At 63.0% G+C, this 14718-nt stretch carries 11 protein-coding genes; 8 read left to right on the top strand and 3 right to left on the bottom strand.

The window, feature by feature from the left end:
* The first annotated feature begins 68 nt into the window (after positions 1 to 68).
* From ACNAOT_RS19050 to ACNAOT_RS19040, 3 genes are read left to right on the top strand one after another with little or no spacing between them, the layout of a single operon-like run.
* Positions 69 to 1313 (top strand): XdhC family protein, encoded by a 1245-nt coding sequence (locus ACNAOT_RS19050; protein WP_420178978.1) that lies wholly within the window; start codon positions 69 to 71, stop codon positions 1311 to 1313.
* Positions 1304 to 2242 (top strand): FAD binding domain-containing protein, encoded by a 939-nt coding sequence (locus ACNAOT_RS19045; RefSeq protein ID WP_420178977.1) that lies wholly within the window; start codon positions 1304 to 1306, stop codon positions 2240 to 2242. Before ACNAOT_RS19050 ends, ACNAOT_RS19045 begins: the two co-directional genes overlap by 10 nt.
* Positions 2232 to 5051, top strand: a complete 2820-nt coding sequence (locus ACNAOT_RS19040; RefSeq protein WP_420178976.1) for a molybdopterin-dependent oxidoreductase — start codon at positions 2232 to 2234, stop codon at positions 5049 to 5051. The genes ACNAOT_RS19045 and ACNAOT_RS19040 overlap by 11 nt, the downstream gene beginning before the upstream one ends.
* Before the next feature lie 87 nt (positions 5052 to 5138).
* Here ACNAOT_RS19040 and ACNAOT_RS19035 read toward each other — a convergent pair whose 3' ends face one another.
* Together ACNAOT_RS19035 and nboR are read right to left on the bottom strand one after the other, a co-directional pair.
* On the bottom strand, positions 5139 to 5606 hold the full coding sequence (locus ACNAOT_RS19035; RefSeq protein WP_420178975.1) for a GNAT family N-acetyltransferase: 468 nt from the start codon (positions 5604 to 5606) through the stop codon (positions 5139 to 5141).
* A gap of 39 nt (positions 5607 to 5645) precedes the next feature.
* On the bottom strand, positions 5646 to 6284 hold the full coding sequence (nboR, locus tag ACNAOT_RS19030; RefSeq protein WP_420178974.1) for a nicotine blue oxidoreductase: 639 nt from the start codon (positions 6282 to 6284) through the stop codon (positions 5646 to 5648).
* A 162-nt stretch (positions 6285 to 6446) separates the two neighbouring features.
* Here nboR and ACNAOT_RS19025 point away from each other — a divergent pair, with 162 nt between their 5' ends.
* Positions 6447 to 6638 carry a YegP family protein gene (locus tag ACNAOT_RS19025; protein WP_044569301.1) on the top strand — a complete coding sequence of 64 codons (192 nt, stop codon included), beginning with the start codon at positions 6447 to 6449 and terminating at the stop codon, positions 6636 to 6638.
* Between the two features lie 83 nt (positions 6639 to 6721).
* Here the strand turns inward: ACNAOT_RS19025 and aceE are convergent, their stop codons facing one another.
* On the bottom strand, positions 6722 to 9496 hold the full coding sequence (gene aceE, locus ACNAOT_RS19020) for a pyruvate dehydrogenase (acetyl-transferring), homodimeric type (RefSeq protein WP_420178973.1): 2775 nt from the start codon (positions 9494 to 9496) through the stop codon (positions 6722 to 6724).
* A 290-nt stretch (positions 9497 to 9786) separates the two neighbouring features.
* Here aceE and ACNAOT_RS19015 point away from each other — a divergent pair, with 290 nt between their 5' ends.
* The 4 genes from ACNAOT_RS19015 (at position 9787) to ACNAOT_RS19000 (ending at position 14670) form a co-directional block, all read left to right on the top strand.
* Complete coding sequence (locus tag ACNAOT_RS19015) at positions 9787 to 11352, top strand: NCS1 family nucleobase:cation symporter-1 (RefSeq protein WP_364306267.1); 1566 nt, start codon at positions 9787 to 9789, stop codon at positions 11350 to 11352.
* Positions 11353 to 11366: 14 nt separating this feature from the next.
* Positions 11367 to 12113, top strand: coding sequence for an aspartate/glutamate racemase family protein (locus ACNAOT_RS19010; protein ID WP_420178972.1), 747 nt, complete (start codon positions 11367 to 11369; stop codon positions 12111 to 12113).
* Positions 12114 to 12147: 34 nt separating this feature from the next.
* The gene (locus ACNAOT_RS19005; RefSeq protein WP_420178971.1) at positions 12148 to 12915 is read left to right on the top strand and encodes an SDR family oxidoreductase; all 768 of its coding nucleotides are present in this window, start codon (positions 12148 to 12150) and stop codon (positions 12913 to 12915) included.
* Between the two features lie 267 nt (positions 12916 to 13182).
* Positions 13183 to 14670, top strand: a complete 1488-nt coding sequence (locus ACNAOT_RS19000) for a cation:dicarboxylate symporter family transporter (RefSeq protein WP_420178970.1) — start codon at positions 13183 to 13185, stop codon at positions 14668 to 14670.
* Positions 14671 to 14718 lie beyond the last annotated feature (48 nt).

Below are 14718 nucleotides of genomic sequence, written 5' to 3'. Positions count from 1 at the left end.
GAGGCAAGATCGCGCACTGCTCCGGCCGGGCCACCCGGCCGGGACACCTGGAATAAGGATGTGTTGCCATGCTGGATCTGATGCCTTCACTGGGCAGCTGGCGGCCTGCGGTCTCCGGCCAACTGTGTGCTGTGGCCACGATCGTGGGGACCGGAGGCTCCGTGCCGCGGCCCATGGGGACGTCCATGATGGTCTCCGAAAACGGCGAAATACTGGGCAGCTTGTCCGGAGGTTGCGTGGAAAGTGCCGTGGTGGAAGCGGCCTTGGAAGCAATACGCGACGGCGGCCCTCGCCTTGAGTCCTTTGGCTACAGTGCCGAGGACGCGTTCGCCGTCGGGCTCACCTGCGGAGGAGAACTGGAAGTCCACATCCAGCCGCTCCGGGCAGGATCGCCTGAACTGTCTGTTTTTGCTGAGACTCAGCGCCCTGCAGCCCTGATCCGCCGGCTCGATGGTCAAGGTGGAGTCATGGTGGTCAACGATCCTGTGAGGTTCCGGGCCATGGAATCCGAGGAACTGGCCAAATTGCTGGGCGACCACCCCTCCACACTTTTCGCCGCCGCCGCTCAGGTCGAGCCCCTGCTCCAAGGTGGCCGGGCCGGCTTGGTCCGGCTGGCCCCGCCCGAGGGGTGCATCGACGGGTGGGTCACTACCGAGCGGTTGGCCTTGCCCCCACAAGAGGAAACGCAGCCCGAGCCCATAACTTTGTTCGTGGAAAGCCGGTTGCCGGCAGCTCGGATGCTGGTCTTCGGTGCCAACGATTTCGGAGCGGCCCTGCTCCCGGCCGGGCAACTCCTCGGATACAACGTCACGCTGTGCGACGCGCGGCCTGCCTTCGCGACGCAAAGCCGCTTCGCAGGCGCAGACCAAGTGGTCACCGATTGGCCACACCGTTACTTGGAAACCGAGGCGGCCGCCGGGCGCATCGATTCCCGCACAGTGGTGTGCATCCTGACTCACGACCCCAAATTCGACATCCCGTTGCTTGAGGGTGCCCTCCGGTTGAACCTGGCGTACGTCGGTGCGATGGGTTCCCGTCGCAGTCACCGCCAACGGATCGAGGCCTTGCTCGAGGCAGGCACTCCGCCGGAGTCCTTGGAACGGTTGCATTCGCCCATCGGGCTGAACCTCGGCGCCGTGACTCCTGCCGAGGTAGCAGTTTCCATCACGGCAGAAATCATCGCTGAGCGTGGAGCTGGCCAGAAGACTTCCAAGGCACCCGGGTTCCCGTCGCTCAAGGACAGCACCGGCCCGATCCACTCAGCCCCGACTCACGAAGCCCAATACCTCACTCAGGAGGACCCATGGACATGAACACCATCGAGGCCGTGGTCCCCACCACGGACCCGGCACAATGGCGCGACGGCGATGCCTGGCTCGCCGGGGGCACTGTCCTTTTCTCCTACGGCAGCACGGTCCTCAAGCGGCTCCTTGACCTCGGCCAAGCGGAGTGGCCCGCCATCACCGTCACTGACCAAGGCATCGAGCTGGCCGCCACCTGTACCGTCGCCGAGCTCTACGCCCTGCCACAAACCGCGGAATCCGCCAGCCGCGAGTGGCCTGGCTTGGCGTTGATCCGCCCGTGCTGCGATTCGTTCGTGGCCTCGTTCAAGATCTGGAACATGTCCACGGTGGGCGGCAACATTTGCACCGGCCTGCCGGCAGGGCCCATGACATCACTCTGCGCAGGACTCGACGGCGTAGCCACCATCCTCAGCCCCGACGGCACCAGCCGCAGGGCTCCGGTGGCCGACGTCGTCACAGGCGATATGCAGACTGTGCTGGCACCGGGGGAGTTGCTCCGCAGCATCCATCTGCCCGCCGGTGCACTCTCCGCCAGGGTTGCCTTCCGGCGCTTGTCGCTCAGCAACCTGGGCCGCTCCGGCGTGCTGCTGATCGGGCGGCTCGACCCCGACGGCGGTTTGGTCATCACCGTGACTGCTTCCACCAAAAGGCCGGTACAACTGAGGTTCCCCGCCGGTCAGGTTCCCGACGCCGGGACCTTGGCTGACGCCGTCGGCGATTCCATTCCGTGGCCGCTGTACCACGACGATATTCATGGGCTGCCTGCATGGCGGCGCGACATGACGTTCAAGCTGGCCGAGGAAATCCGGGCGGAGCTGCTGGGCGAATCGATGACTGTTTCCGGCGATTTCTGGCCGCCGCACAACACCTCGCCCCAGCCGTCCACCCAACCAGCCGTACCAAGCACGCAGCAGAAGGAGGCCCGCAATGGCAATTGAGATCAACGGTTCTGCCTCGCAGGGCACACCCCGCCCCGGACAATGCCTCCGCACCTTCCTCCGCGAGGAGGGCAACTTCGGAGTCAAGAAGGGCTGCGACGGCGGCGACTGCGGTGCCTGCACCGTGCACGTCGACGGCACACCCGTCCACAGCTGCATCTACCCGGCAGTCCGCGCCGAAGGCAAAGCGGTCACCACCATCGAAGGCCTGTCCAAGGACGGCGAACTACACCCTGTGCAGGAACAGTTTCTGGAGGCCCAGGGCTTCCAATGCGGCTTCTGCACGGCGGGCATGATGATGACGGCCGCGACGTTCGACGACGAGCAACGCGCCAACCTGCCCCGGAACCTCAAGGGCAACCTGTGCCGCTGCACCGGTTACCGCTCCATCGCGGACGCGGTCTGCGGTCACGCCGGCGCCCACAGCGGCGATCACCAGCACGACACCGGAGCGGACGTTTCAGGGGCGCAGTCAGTTGCCGCAGTGCCAGCCACACCTGGCCAGCTCGGGGACAACGTTCCCGCCCCCGCCGGGCAGGCCGTGGTGACAGGAACCGCCCGCTACGCCCTCGATGTCCCGGCGGAACAACTCCCGGGCCTGCTGCACATGAAGCTCCTGCGTTCGCCGCATCCGCATGCCCGGATCGTGTCCATCGACAAAGCTCCCGCCTTGGCTGTTCCCGGCGTCGTGGCGGTCTTCACCCACGAAGACGCACCGCAGCTGCTGTTTTCCAGTGCCCAACACGAGAATTACACCGACGACCCGGACGATACGCGCGTGCTGGACAACGTGGTGCGGTTCATCGGGCAGAGGGTTGCCGCCGTCGTGGCTGAATCCGTGGGCGCAGCTGAGGCGGGTGCCCGGGCGTTGACCGTGCAGTACGAACTCCTGCAGCCCGTGTTCACTCCGCAGGAGGCCATCCTCCCCGGTGCCCCGGCAATTCATGGAGAAAAGGACGGCATCTTCTCCCGCATTTCCCGCCCGCTCCAGAACGTGGTGGCCGAGGTCCATGCCGAACTGGGCAGCGTGGCCGACGGCTTTGCGGCCGCAGACTTCATTCACGAGCACACGTACAAGACGCAGCGCGTGCAGCACGTGGCGATGGAAACCCACGCCTCCATTGCCTGGCTGGATGAAGACGGCCGCTTGATGATCCGTTCCTCCACGCAGGTACCTTTCCTGGTGAAGCGGACGCTGAGCCGGGTGTTCAACCTGCCGCCAGAGAGTATCCGCGTGGTGGCAGGCCGGGTTGGCGGCGGCTTCGGTGGCAAGCAGGAAGTCCTCACCGAGGACCTGGTGGCCCTCGCAGCCCTTGCACTCCGGAAGCCCGTGCAGCTGGAGTTCACCCGGACCGAGCAGTTCACGGCGACTACCACCCGGCACCCCTTCACCATTCACCTCAAGGCCGGGGCCAGCCGCGATGGTTCGCTCACTGCGCTGCAGTTGAACGTCCTCACCAACACCGGTGCCTACGGAAACCACGCACCCGGCGTCATGTTCCACGGGTGTGGAGAGTCCTTGGCCGTCTACAAGTGCGTGAACAAGAAAGTGGACGCACACGCCGTTTACACCAACACGGTCCCCGCGGGTGCTTTCCGTGGGTATGGTCTGAGCCAGATGATCTTCGCGATCGAGTCTGCCATTGACGAACTCGCCATCGGCATCGGGATGGATCCGCTTGAGTTCCGGCTCAAGAACATGGTCCGGCCCGGCGATCACATGCTCTCCACAACACCCGAACCCGAGGAAGACGTTCACTACGGAAGCTACGGCCTGGATCAGTGCGTTTCCTTGGTGCGGGACGCTCTGGACCGCGGCAAGGAACGCTACCGGGCCGCTGGGCTGGACGATCTCGGACCGGATTGGGTGGTAGGAGAGGGTTCGGCCCTGTCCATGATCGACACTGTCCCGCCCCGCGGCCACTTCGCCCACACCAGGGTGAGCCTGGAGGCGAACGGAAGGTTCGCCGTCGACGTCGGTACTGCGGAATTCGGGAACGGCACCACAACCGTCCATGCGCAATTGGCTGCCACAGCCTTGGCTACGACGGCGTCCAAAGTGACGGTGCGGCAGTCCGATACCGACCTCCTAGAGCATGACACCGGCGCGTTCGGTTCGGCCGGAACTGTGGTTGCAGGTAAGGCGACGTTGGGTGCGGCACTGGAACTCGCCACCCGGATCCAGACGGTCGCGGCTTCACTGACCGGAGCCGCCTTGACTGATTGCCGCTTGGTGGACGGCGCCGCCCAGTGCGGCGATCGCACGTTGCCGCTGACGGAAATCGTCGACGCCGCCCGGCTGCAAGGCGTTCGACTCGCCACGGACGGCAACTGGGGAGGGACTCCGCGGTCGGTCGCGTTCAACGTTCACGGCTTCCGGGTTGCTGTTAATACAGGAACCGGTGAGCTGCGGATCCTGCAGAGTGTCCAGGCCGCCGACGCCGGTGTGGTGGTGAATCCGCGGCAGTGTCGGGGGCAGATCGAGGGCGGCATTGCGCAGGCTCTGGGCGCGGTGCTTTACGAGGAAGTGAAAGTGGACGACGCCGGACGCGTCACCACGGACATCTTGCGGCAGTACCATATTCCGTCGTTCGCGGACGTTCCCCGCAGTGAGGTCTATTTTGCCACCACCAACGACTCCACGGGTCCCCTCGGTGCCAAGTCCATGAGCGAGAGCCCGTTCAACCCCGTGGCTCCCGCCCTGGCCAACGCGATCCGCAACGCCACCGGGATCCGCTTCGGCGAGCTGCCCATCGCGCGGGACAAGATTTACCTGGCCCTCCGCGACCGCACCACTGCACCCGTCTAACCCAACTAACCCACCCAACTAGGTCGCAGCAGAGCGCGTTTTGAGCCGTCAAAACGCGCTTAACTGCGACCTACTTGGGTGCGAAACCTACTTGGGGGAGACGGCGAGCTCCATGAACACACTGTTGGGGTCCAGGGTGTAATCCCCGAACGGCGGGCACTCCGTGAATCCGTGCCTGGCGTACAGTCGGCGGGCGGGGGCGAAGTAGTCCTCGGTTCCCGTTTCCAGGCTCACCCGCTCGTAACCCATCCGGGCGGCTTCGGCCACGATGTGTTCCAGCATTTGGGTGGCCACTCCACGTCCGCGGGCAATGGAAGTAGTGCGCATTGATTTGATCTCGGCGTGCCCGGAGGACAAGGCCTTCAAGGCTCCACAACCCAGCAGAACGCCGTCCTCCCGGGCTGTCCAGAACGTCATCGACTCATGCTTCAACGCCGAGTGGTCCAGGGCATGAACGCTTTCGGCCGGGGAAGTGGCGAACATATCGGCCAGGTGCTCGCTGAGGAGCTCGTGGACATCCGGGCGTGCGGGATCATCAGTTGCGATGCGGATCATGTCCCCAAATTTACCTGCCGCTACCCGTCGAACCTGCCGCTACCCGTCCAACAGATGCAGCTGGTCCTTCGTGTCCAGGTCCTCGCCGGAGCAGAGGTCGCTGCAGTCCACCAGATCCACGAGCCCCGGGTGCGCCTTGAGGAACGAACGCGCGCCCGTGTCGCCATTGGCGGCTGCAGCCGCTTCGGAGCGGAGTCCGACGTCGAAAATTACCGGGTGCCGACGCTTCAGGTGGCCGGACTCGTCCGGGTAGGCGGCTGCGGTGACCCGGCCGGGACGGTGGCTGCCCAGCAACCTGCTCACCGCCGTCGGGGTTAACCCGGGCTGGTCCACCAGCGCCACCATGATGCTGTTGCCTACCATGGCCGCATCAATGCCGGCGCGGAAGGAGCCGGCCATTCCCTTGGCCCAATTCTCGTTCTCGACCACCACATGCGTGCCCAAATCGGTGCTTTGGCGGACAAGGTTGGCCTCAGCGCCGAGCACCACAACAACCTCGCGGCATCCGCCGTCGAACAGCGTGTCGGCGAGTACTTCCACCAGGGTCCTGCCCCGGAAAGGGAGCAGCGCCTTGGGGCCGCGACCCAGCCGTGTTCCGGCGCCTGCAGCGAGGAGCACGCCCGTGGTGGGGGCCGTGCCGGTGTCAGTCATATCCTCACGATACGCGCGGGGCTCCATGCGGTCTCTAGCTCCTTGGGTTTCTTTCCAAGAGATCTACCAATATCGGTTGTAAATTACCGATCAGTAGGGCTTTTGGTGGTCTGAATTGGCCGATATGGTCGGTGAGGGAGTTATGAAGTCAGCTCGGATACGCAGTGTCGCGTGAAAGAACAGGGGAAAATGGCTGGCAGTTTTGAAATTCTCAAGGCAGGAACCAACTCATTCCGGTTCCGGCTGACCGCGGAGGATGGAACGGTTGTGGCAGTGTCGCCACAGTTCCCGAACCTGAAAGCGGTAGTGGCTGGTATCAACGCGGTTCGCGAGAATGCGGCAACCGGCTTCGTGGTCGATAGAAGGAACCTGGGCACCTAAGTCCGGTTCAACGAAACCCGCTCAATGACAATTGGCGGCAGCGTTCTTCACGAACGCTGCCGCCAATTTGTCATGCGGGCTGTTTAGGCGTCGCCGCCTGCTCCGCCGGTGGTGCCGGCGTTGACGTCCAGCAGCTTGTAGCGGTCAATGGCGTACGACGGCGCACCCTCCTCAACTTCGCCCCTCGCCGCCAGCAACTGGAGGGTTTTGGCGACGATGGAGTGGGTGTCGTTTTTGAAGTAGCGGCGTGCGGCTTGGCGGGTGTCGGAGAAGCCGAAGCCGTCTGCTCCGAGGGAGGCGAAGTCGTTGGGGATGAATTGGCGGATTTGGTCGGGGACGGCTTTCATGTAGTCGGACACGGCGATGACGGGTCCGGTGGTGCCGGCGAGTTGTTCGGTGATGAACGGGGTGCGGGCGGGTTGGCCGGGGTTGAGGAAGGCGTGTTCTTCGGCGGCGAGTCCGTCGCGTCGGAGTTCGTTCCAGGAGGTTACGGAGTAGATGTCGGCGGCGACGTTCCAGTCTTCGGCGAGGATCCGTTGGGCTTCGAGGGCCCAGGGTACGGACACGCCGGAGGCGAGGATGTTCGCGGTGGGCCGGTTCCCGGTGGTGCCGTCCGCTGCGGGGGCGGGGGCGAGGTGGTAGATGCCTTTGAGGAGCCCGTTGATGTCGAGGTTTTCGGGTTCGGCGGGTTGGGTGATGGGTTCGTTGTAGACGGTGAGGTAGTACATCACGTTACGGTCTTCACCGGTGCCGTCGGTGTTGTTCTCGCCGTACATTTCTTCGAGGCCGTGGCGGATGATGTGGCCGATTTCGTAGCCGTAGGCGGGGTCGTAGGTTTTCACGGCGGGGTTGGTGGAGGCCAGGATGGGGGAGTGTCCGTCGGCGTGTTGGAGTCCTTCGCCGGTGAGGGTGGTTCGTCCTGCGGTGGCGCCGATGATGAAGCCGCGGGTCATTTGGTCCGCGGCGGCCCAGAAGGAATCGCCGGTGCGTTGGAAGCCGAACATGGAGTAGAACACGTAGATCGGGACCAGGGGTTCGCCGTGGGTGGCGTACGCGGTGCCGGCGGCGGTGAACGCTGCGACGGCGCCGGCTTCGTTGATGCCGGGGTGGATCAGTTGGCCTGCGGGTGATTCTTTGTAGGCCAGGACGAGGTCGCGGTCCACGGAGAGGTAATTCTGGCCTTTGGGGTTGTAGATTTTCGCGGTCGGGAAGAACGCGTCCATGCCGAAGGTCCGGGATTCGTCGGGGACGACGGGCACGAACCGGGCACCGAAGTTCTTGTCCCGCATCAGGTCCTTCAACAAACGGACGAAGGCCATGGTGGTCGCGGCTTGTTGTTTCCCGGACCCGCGTTTGGCCACTTCGTAGGATTTGGCGTCCGGGAGGGTCACGGGGGTGTGGGTGCGGCGTCGTTCGGGCACGAACCCGCCGAGTTCGGCGCGGCGTTCCATCAGGTATTTGATTTCCGGGGCGTCCATGCCGGGGTGGTAGTACGGGGGCCGGTAAAGGTCAGCGTCGAGCTGGTCATCGCTGATGGGGATGCGGAGGTGGTCACGGAAGGCTTTGAGGTCGTCCATGGTCAGCTTCTTCATCTGGTGCGTGGCGTTACGGCCTTCGAAGTGCGGGCCCAGGCCGTAGCCCTTGACCGTTTTGGCCAGGATCACGGTGGGTTTGCCCTTGAACTCGGTCGCTGCCTTGTAGGCGGCGTAGACCTTGCGGTAGTCGTGGCCGCCGCGTTTGAGGCCCCAGATCTGCTCGTCGTCCAGGTCCGCGACCATGTCCTTGGTCTGCGGGGATTTGCCGAAGAAGTGTTCCCGAACGAACCCGCCGGACTCGGCCTTGTAGGTCTGGTAGTCACCATCGGGGGTTTCGTTCATGATCTTCACCAACGCCCCGTCCTTATCGGCTTCCAGGAGGGAGTCCCACTCCCGGCCCCAGACGACCTTGATCACGTTCCAGCCCGCACCGCGGAAGAACGCCTCCAATTCCTGCATGATCTTGCCGTTACCGCGGACCGGTCCGTCCAGGCGCTGGAGGTTGCAGTTGATCACGAAGTTCAGGTTGTCCAGGTTCTCGTTCGCGGCGAGCTGGAGCAGGCCACGGGACTCGGGCTCGTCCATTTCCCCGTCGCCCAGGAACGCCCAGACCTGCTGGTCGGAGGTGTCCTTGATGCCACGGTTCTGCAGGTACCGGTTGGACTGGGCCTGGTAGATCGCGTTCATCGGGCCGATACCCATCGACACGGTCGGGAACTCCCAGAAATCAGGCATCAGGCGCGGGTGCGGGTACGAGGACAGGGCATGACCGGCCTTGGACTTTTCCTGACGGAACCCGTCCAGATCCTCTTCCGTGAGACGGCCTTCCATGAACGCCCGGGCGTACATGCCCGGCGAGGCGTGGCCTTGGAAGAACACCTGATCCCCACCCGAGGGGTGGTCCTTGCCGCGGAAGAAGTGGTTGAAACCCACCTCATACAACGTCGCAGCACCGGCATACGTGGAGATATGCCCGCCGACACCAATATCCGAACGCTGCGCACGATGAACCATCACCGCGGCGTTCCACCGCATGTACGCCCGGTACCGGCGCTCGAACTCCTCGTTCCCCGGGAACGCCGCTTCCTGGTCCACCGGGATCGTGTTCACATAATCCGTGGTCGTCACCATCGGCACACCCACCGACCTGGCACCAGCACGCTGCAACAACGAACGCATAATGTACTGGGCACGCTCGGTACCCTGCTCCGCGATCAACGCATCAAGGGACTCAATCCACTCCGCGGTCTCTTCCGGATCACGATCAGGCAGCTGGGCAGTCAACCCGCTGAGGATGTGTGAGGTCTCTTCTCCTGCAGCCACGTCCAACCTCTCTTCATTGAATGTCTGGGCGCTTGCTCTGTGGGGGCGCTCAAGGAATTTCGTATTGTGAGAATAAAGTTCTGCAATTCGAGATTACGTCTGCTGGTTGGGCAGCGTCAACACGGATTGCGTAACCAAGACAGTCAACTGGGAAAGCTTCGACCAAGCAACCGAATGTGACCCTGCATACACGGAGAACCTTGACGTTACGTGACCTGAGTCATAGAGTGCTTTCACTATTCAATAACTAGATTCCGCATTGTGGAATCAGTACGAAGTGGAGATCCACGATGCAGACGACTTCATCAGTCGGCGTCACTGGGGCTCCGGGAGACGGAAACGCAGGTGGCCCCAACCATCCGGTCGTGGGAAACACCGACCTCTGCGCCATTGCTTCCGAAGCCTCAGGCCGTACCATCAGTCCCGGCCTTTACAACATCGACCTCGCACCCACTAAGGCCAAGGGCCGGAAGTGGACCAGCTACAGCATCTTTACCCTCTGGGCCAACGACGTCCACAGCCTGGGTAACTATGCCTTCGCCATCGGCCTGTTCTCCCTCGGTTTGGGTGGCTGGCAGATCCTGGTGGCCCTCGGTATCGGCGCCATTCTCCTGTTCGCGCTCCTGAACTTTTCCGGGTTCATGGGTGAGAAGACCGGTGTTCCCTTCCCTGTCATGAGCCGCATCAGCTTCGGCATCAGGGGAGCGCAGATCGCCAGCCTGGTCCGCGGCGCTGTTGCCGTTGCTTGGTTCGGCATCCAGACGTATCTGGCATCCGTGGTCCTCCGCGTCATGCTGGTGGCCATGGCGCCGGGTTTGAAAGACCTGGACAGCAACTCCATCCTTGGCCTTTCAACCCTGGGCTGGTTGTCGTTCGTGGCGCTCTGGATGGTTCAGTTGGTCATCGTCAGCTTTGGCATGGAGATGATCCGCAAGTACGAGGCTTTCGCCGGTCCCATCATCCTGGTGACCATGGCAGCGATCGCCGTGTGGGTCTTCATCGAAGCCGGCGGCGCCATCCAGTGGAGCGGCATCAAGGGCCTCGAGGGTACCGAAATGTGGCTCACCATCTTTGCCGGTGGTGCCCTGTGGGTTTCCATCTACGGAACGTTCGTCCTGAACTTCTGCGACTTCACCCGGTCCTCGGCTTCCAAGAAGTCGATCGTCAAGGGCAACTTCTGGGGCATCCCCATCAACATGCTCGTCTTTGGCGCCATCGTGGTGGTCATGGCCGGTGGGCAGTACAAGATCAACGGCACAGTGATCGAGAGCCCCTCAGACATTGTGGAGAGCATCCCCAATACGCTTCTGTTGGTCCTTGCTTGCCTGGCACTGTTGATCCTGACCATCGCCGTGAACCTGATGGCCAACTTCGTGGCTCCCGTCTACGCCCTGACCAACCTCTTCCCGCGGCACCTGAACTTCCGCAAGGCGGCCTGGGTCAGCGGCACCATCGGATTGATCATCCTGCCGTGGAACCTCTACAACAACCCGATCGTGATCGTGTACTTCCTGGGTGGCCTGGGTGCCTTGCTCGGGCCCCTGTTCGGTGTGGTCATGGCCGATTACTGGCTGGTCCGCCGCGGCAGGGTCAATGTCCCGGAGCTCTACACGGAGGATCCCAAGGGCGCCTACTTCTACAAGCGCGGCGTGAACCCGAAGGCCATCATCGCGATGCTCCCGGCCGCAGGCCTGGCCATTGCCATCGCTTTTATCCCAGCACTGGCCGCGGCTGCTCCGTTCGCTTGGTTCATCGGAGCCGGCGTCGCAGCGTTGACGTACTTCGCTGTCGCGGACAAGAAGCAGGTCCACCAGGACGTCTCCGGCGAGCCGATCGCCGTCGCCAGCACCCACTGACACTGAGGAAACCCATGCGCATCCTTGTCGCAAACGTCAACACCACCCAGTCCATGACGGACTCCATCGCAGCGCAGGCTCGTGCCGCAGCGGCTCCCGGCACCGAAATCATCGGCATCACGCCTCGCTTCGGCGCCGACTCCTGCGAAGGCAACTTCGAAAGCTACCTCGCCGCGATCGCCGTCATGGATGCAGTGGTGAACTATCCCGAACCGTTCGACGCCGTCATCCAGGCCGGCTACGGCGAGCACGGCCGCGAAGGCCTTCAGGAACTGCTCGACGTCCCCGTGGTTGATATTACCGAGGCAGCAGCCAGCACTGCGATGTTCCTGGGCCACAAGTATTCAGTGGTCACCACGCTGGACCGGGCCGTTCCGCTCATCGAGGACCGCCTCAAGCTCGCCGGCCTGGACGCACGTTGTGCTTCTGTCAGGGCCAGTGGCATGGCCGTGCTGGAGCTCGAGGAATACCCGGAGCGTGCTGTTGAAGCCATTGTGAGCCAGGCGGAACAAGCTGTTCACAACGACAAAGCGGAAGTTATTGTTCTCGGTTGCGGCGGCATGGCCGGTCTCGACGAACAAATCCGCCAGCGCACCGGAGTCCCCGTGGTGGACGGAGTGGCTGCGGCGGTGACCATCGCCGAGTCCCTGGTCCGCCTTGGGTTGTCTACGTCCAAGGTCAGGACCTACGCCACGCCGCGTCCGAAGACTGTCATAGGCTGGCCGATAACCGCAGCCCAGCCAGCCGAAGCCGCACGCTGACGCTGCCACAGGCAATTCCCCGAAAGGCAACCACATGACTGACTCCAGCCCTCCCGCAAACCCGAGGGTCGCCGTCGTGACCGGGGCCGGTTCCGGAATTGGGCGGGCCGTCGCCAAGCTCATGCTCGCCGAGGGTTACCGTGTTGCGCTTGCCGGCCGCCGGGAGGCGCAACTCCTGGAAACGGCCGGCGACCATCCGGACGCGCTGGCGGTTCCCTGCGATGTAACGGCGCCCGACGACGTCGCGCGCCTTTTCGCGGAGGTCCGCCAACGCTGGGGTCGGGTTGATGTGCTGTTCAACAATGCCGGCATCTTTGGGCCGGCGGGCGACGTGGGCGACATCAGTGTGGATGAGTGGGAAGCAACGCTTCGCGTGAACGTCACGGGCTCCATGTTGTGCGCCGCGGAGGCTGTGCGAACCATGAAATCCCAAGAGCCGCAAGGTGGCCGCATCATCAACAACGGCTCCATTTCGGCGCACTCGCCCAGGCCCAAATCCGTGGCCTATACAGTCACTAAGCACGCGATGACGGGCCTGACAAAGAGCATCGAGCTCGACGGCAGGGAGTTTGGTATTACGTGCGGGCAGATCGACATCGGCAACACCCGTACCGAAATCATGGACACCATTGGCGTGGGCTCCGGGGCGCTGCAGGCTGACGGCAGCCGCAAAGTGGAGCCCATGTTCCCCGTGGACGATGCAGCCCGTGCCGTGCTGATGATGGCCAACATGCCGGCGTCGGCCAGTGTCGGATCCTTGGTGGTGACCGCTGCCGGCATGCCCTTCGTGGGCCGCGGCTAGCCTCACAGCACCGCCCCAAACCGCGGGCCCGTGCCGCCACCACCCACTTTGCTTTTCGAATGCCCGTGACACGCCTGTAGAAGGGTGTGTCGCGGGCATTTCTGCGTCAAAGAAGGTGGTGGACGCACCAACATCCAAGCTCCAAACCGAATGTGACTTTCCACAATATGGAAATGTTATTTCCCCTTGCGGAATTGTGTGAGCAGGCTTACATTTGAAAAACCCCCTCAAAATGTGGGGCCGTTCCCAACTGATTGGTTCAGATCAATGAAGATCCCAGACTCCGCGGCGCTGAAGGCGAGTTCGGCCCCGCAGAAGAAAAAGCGGCTGTATCAGTCGCTCTTTTTTCAAATCCTGATCGCCGTCGTCGCAGGTGTACTCATCGGTCATTTTTGGCCGACAATCGGGTCCGCCCTCCGGCCACTGGGTGATGGATTCATTCAACTCATCAAGATGATCATCGCCCCGCTGATTTTCCTCGTGATCGTCACAGGCATCTCGGCAGTGGGCGACGTCAAAGCGGTCGGAAGGGTCGGGGTCAAAGCGCTCCTGTACTTCACCGGCGCCACTCTCTTCGCCCTGGTCTTCGGGCTCATCGTCGGAAATATCGTTCAGCCTGGTGCTGGCCTTAATATCGACCCCGCTACACTCTCCCAGGATGCGCTCAACGCCAAGACCGGCAATGCGCCTCCCAAGGACGCTGCAGCGTTCATCCTGGATGTCATTCCCGTCAGCGTGATCGGTGCTTTTGCCAACAACAGCCTGCTTCAGGTGCTGTTCTTCTCCGTGTTCTTCGGCGCAGCCATCGTGGTCATCGGCCGCGAACGTTGCCTTCCGGTCATCAGCCTCATGGAAACCGTCCTGGAGCTGATCTTCAAGATCATGTCCTGGATCATGAAAGTGGCTCCCATCGGTGCATTTGGTGCCATGGCCTTCATCATCGGCCAGTACGGACTTGGCACGCTCAGCACTTATGCGCTCCTGATTGCAGCCTGCTACGGAGCGGCGATCATCTTCATCGGCCTGCTGTTCCTGGTGGCTTGGGGGTTCGCCAGGGTTCCCTTGTGGGCGTTCCTGAAGTACACCCGTGAAGAATTCCTGCTGGCACTTGGCACCGCCTCCACTGAAGCAGTCATGCCGCGTATCATGACCAAGCTGACCAACGCCGGCTGCTCCCGTGCAACCACCGGCCTTGTGGTTCCCACGGGTTACTCCTTCAACCTGGACGGCGCCGCGATCTACCTGTCCATTTCACTGCTGTTCCTGGCGCAGGCCTTCGGCCACAACCTTGACCTTGGCCAGCAGTTGGCGGCGTTGGGCGTCCTGCTCCTGACCTCCAAGGGCATGGCCGGCGTGCCGGGTTCGTCCTTCCTGGCACTCTCCGCCACGGCTGCTGCGCTGGGCATCTTCCCGGTGGCCGGCGTCGCACTCCTCCTCGGAGCCGACCGCCTTATGGACTCCATGCGCGTCGTGGTGAACCTGCTGGGCAACTGCGTGGCAACGTTCGTGGTGGCCAAATGGGAAGGCCAATTCGACCGCAACGTCATGCTCCGCGCCTTCAACGGCGAGATCACCAACCACGATTCCGCCATCATGCTCGGCAAGGAAGAAGTCTTCGAGGAGCAGGAACTCGAACGCATCAGTGGCGGCCAGGAGCCTTCGCCCAAGTTCCGTGGCGGTCCCGCCGCGGAGGACATCCCGCAGTTCGAAATGAGCAAACGGGGCCAACCATCCGCCCCGGTCTGCCCGGACTAGTACAGCCCACAGCATGAGGCCCCTCAAGAGGATTCTTGAGGGGCCTCA

Origin of the sequence: Paenarthrobacter sp. TA1.8, from assembly GCF_048595705.1 — a bacterium.
GTDB classification, from domain to species: Bacteria; Actinomycetota; Actinomycetes; order Actinomycetales; family Micrococcaceae; genus Arthrobacter; species Arthrobacter nitroguajacolicus.
This window is presented reverse-complemented; position numbering and strand designations above follow the sequence as displayed.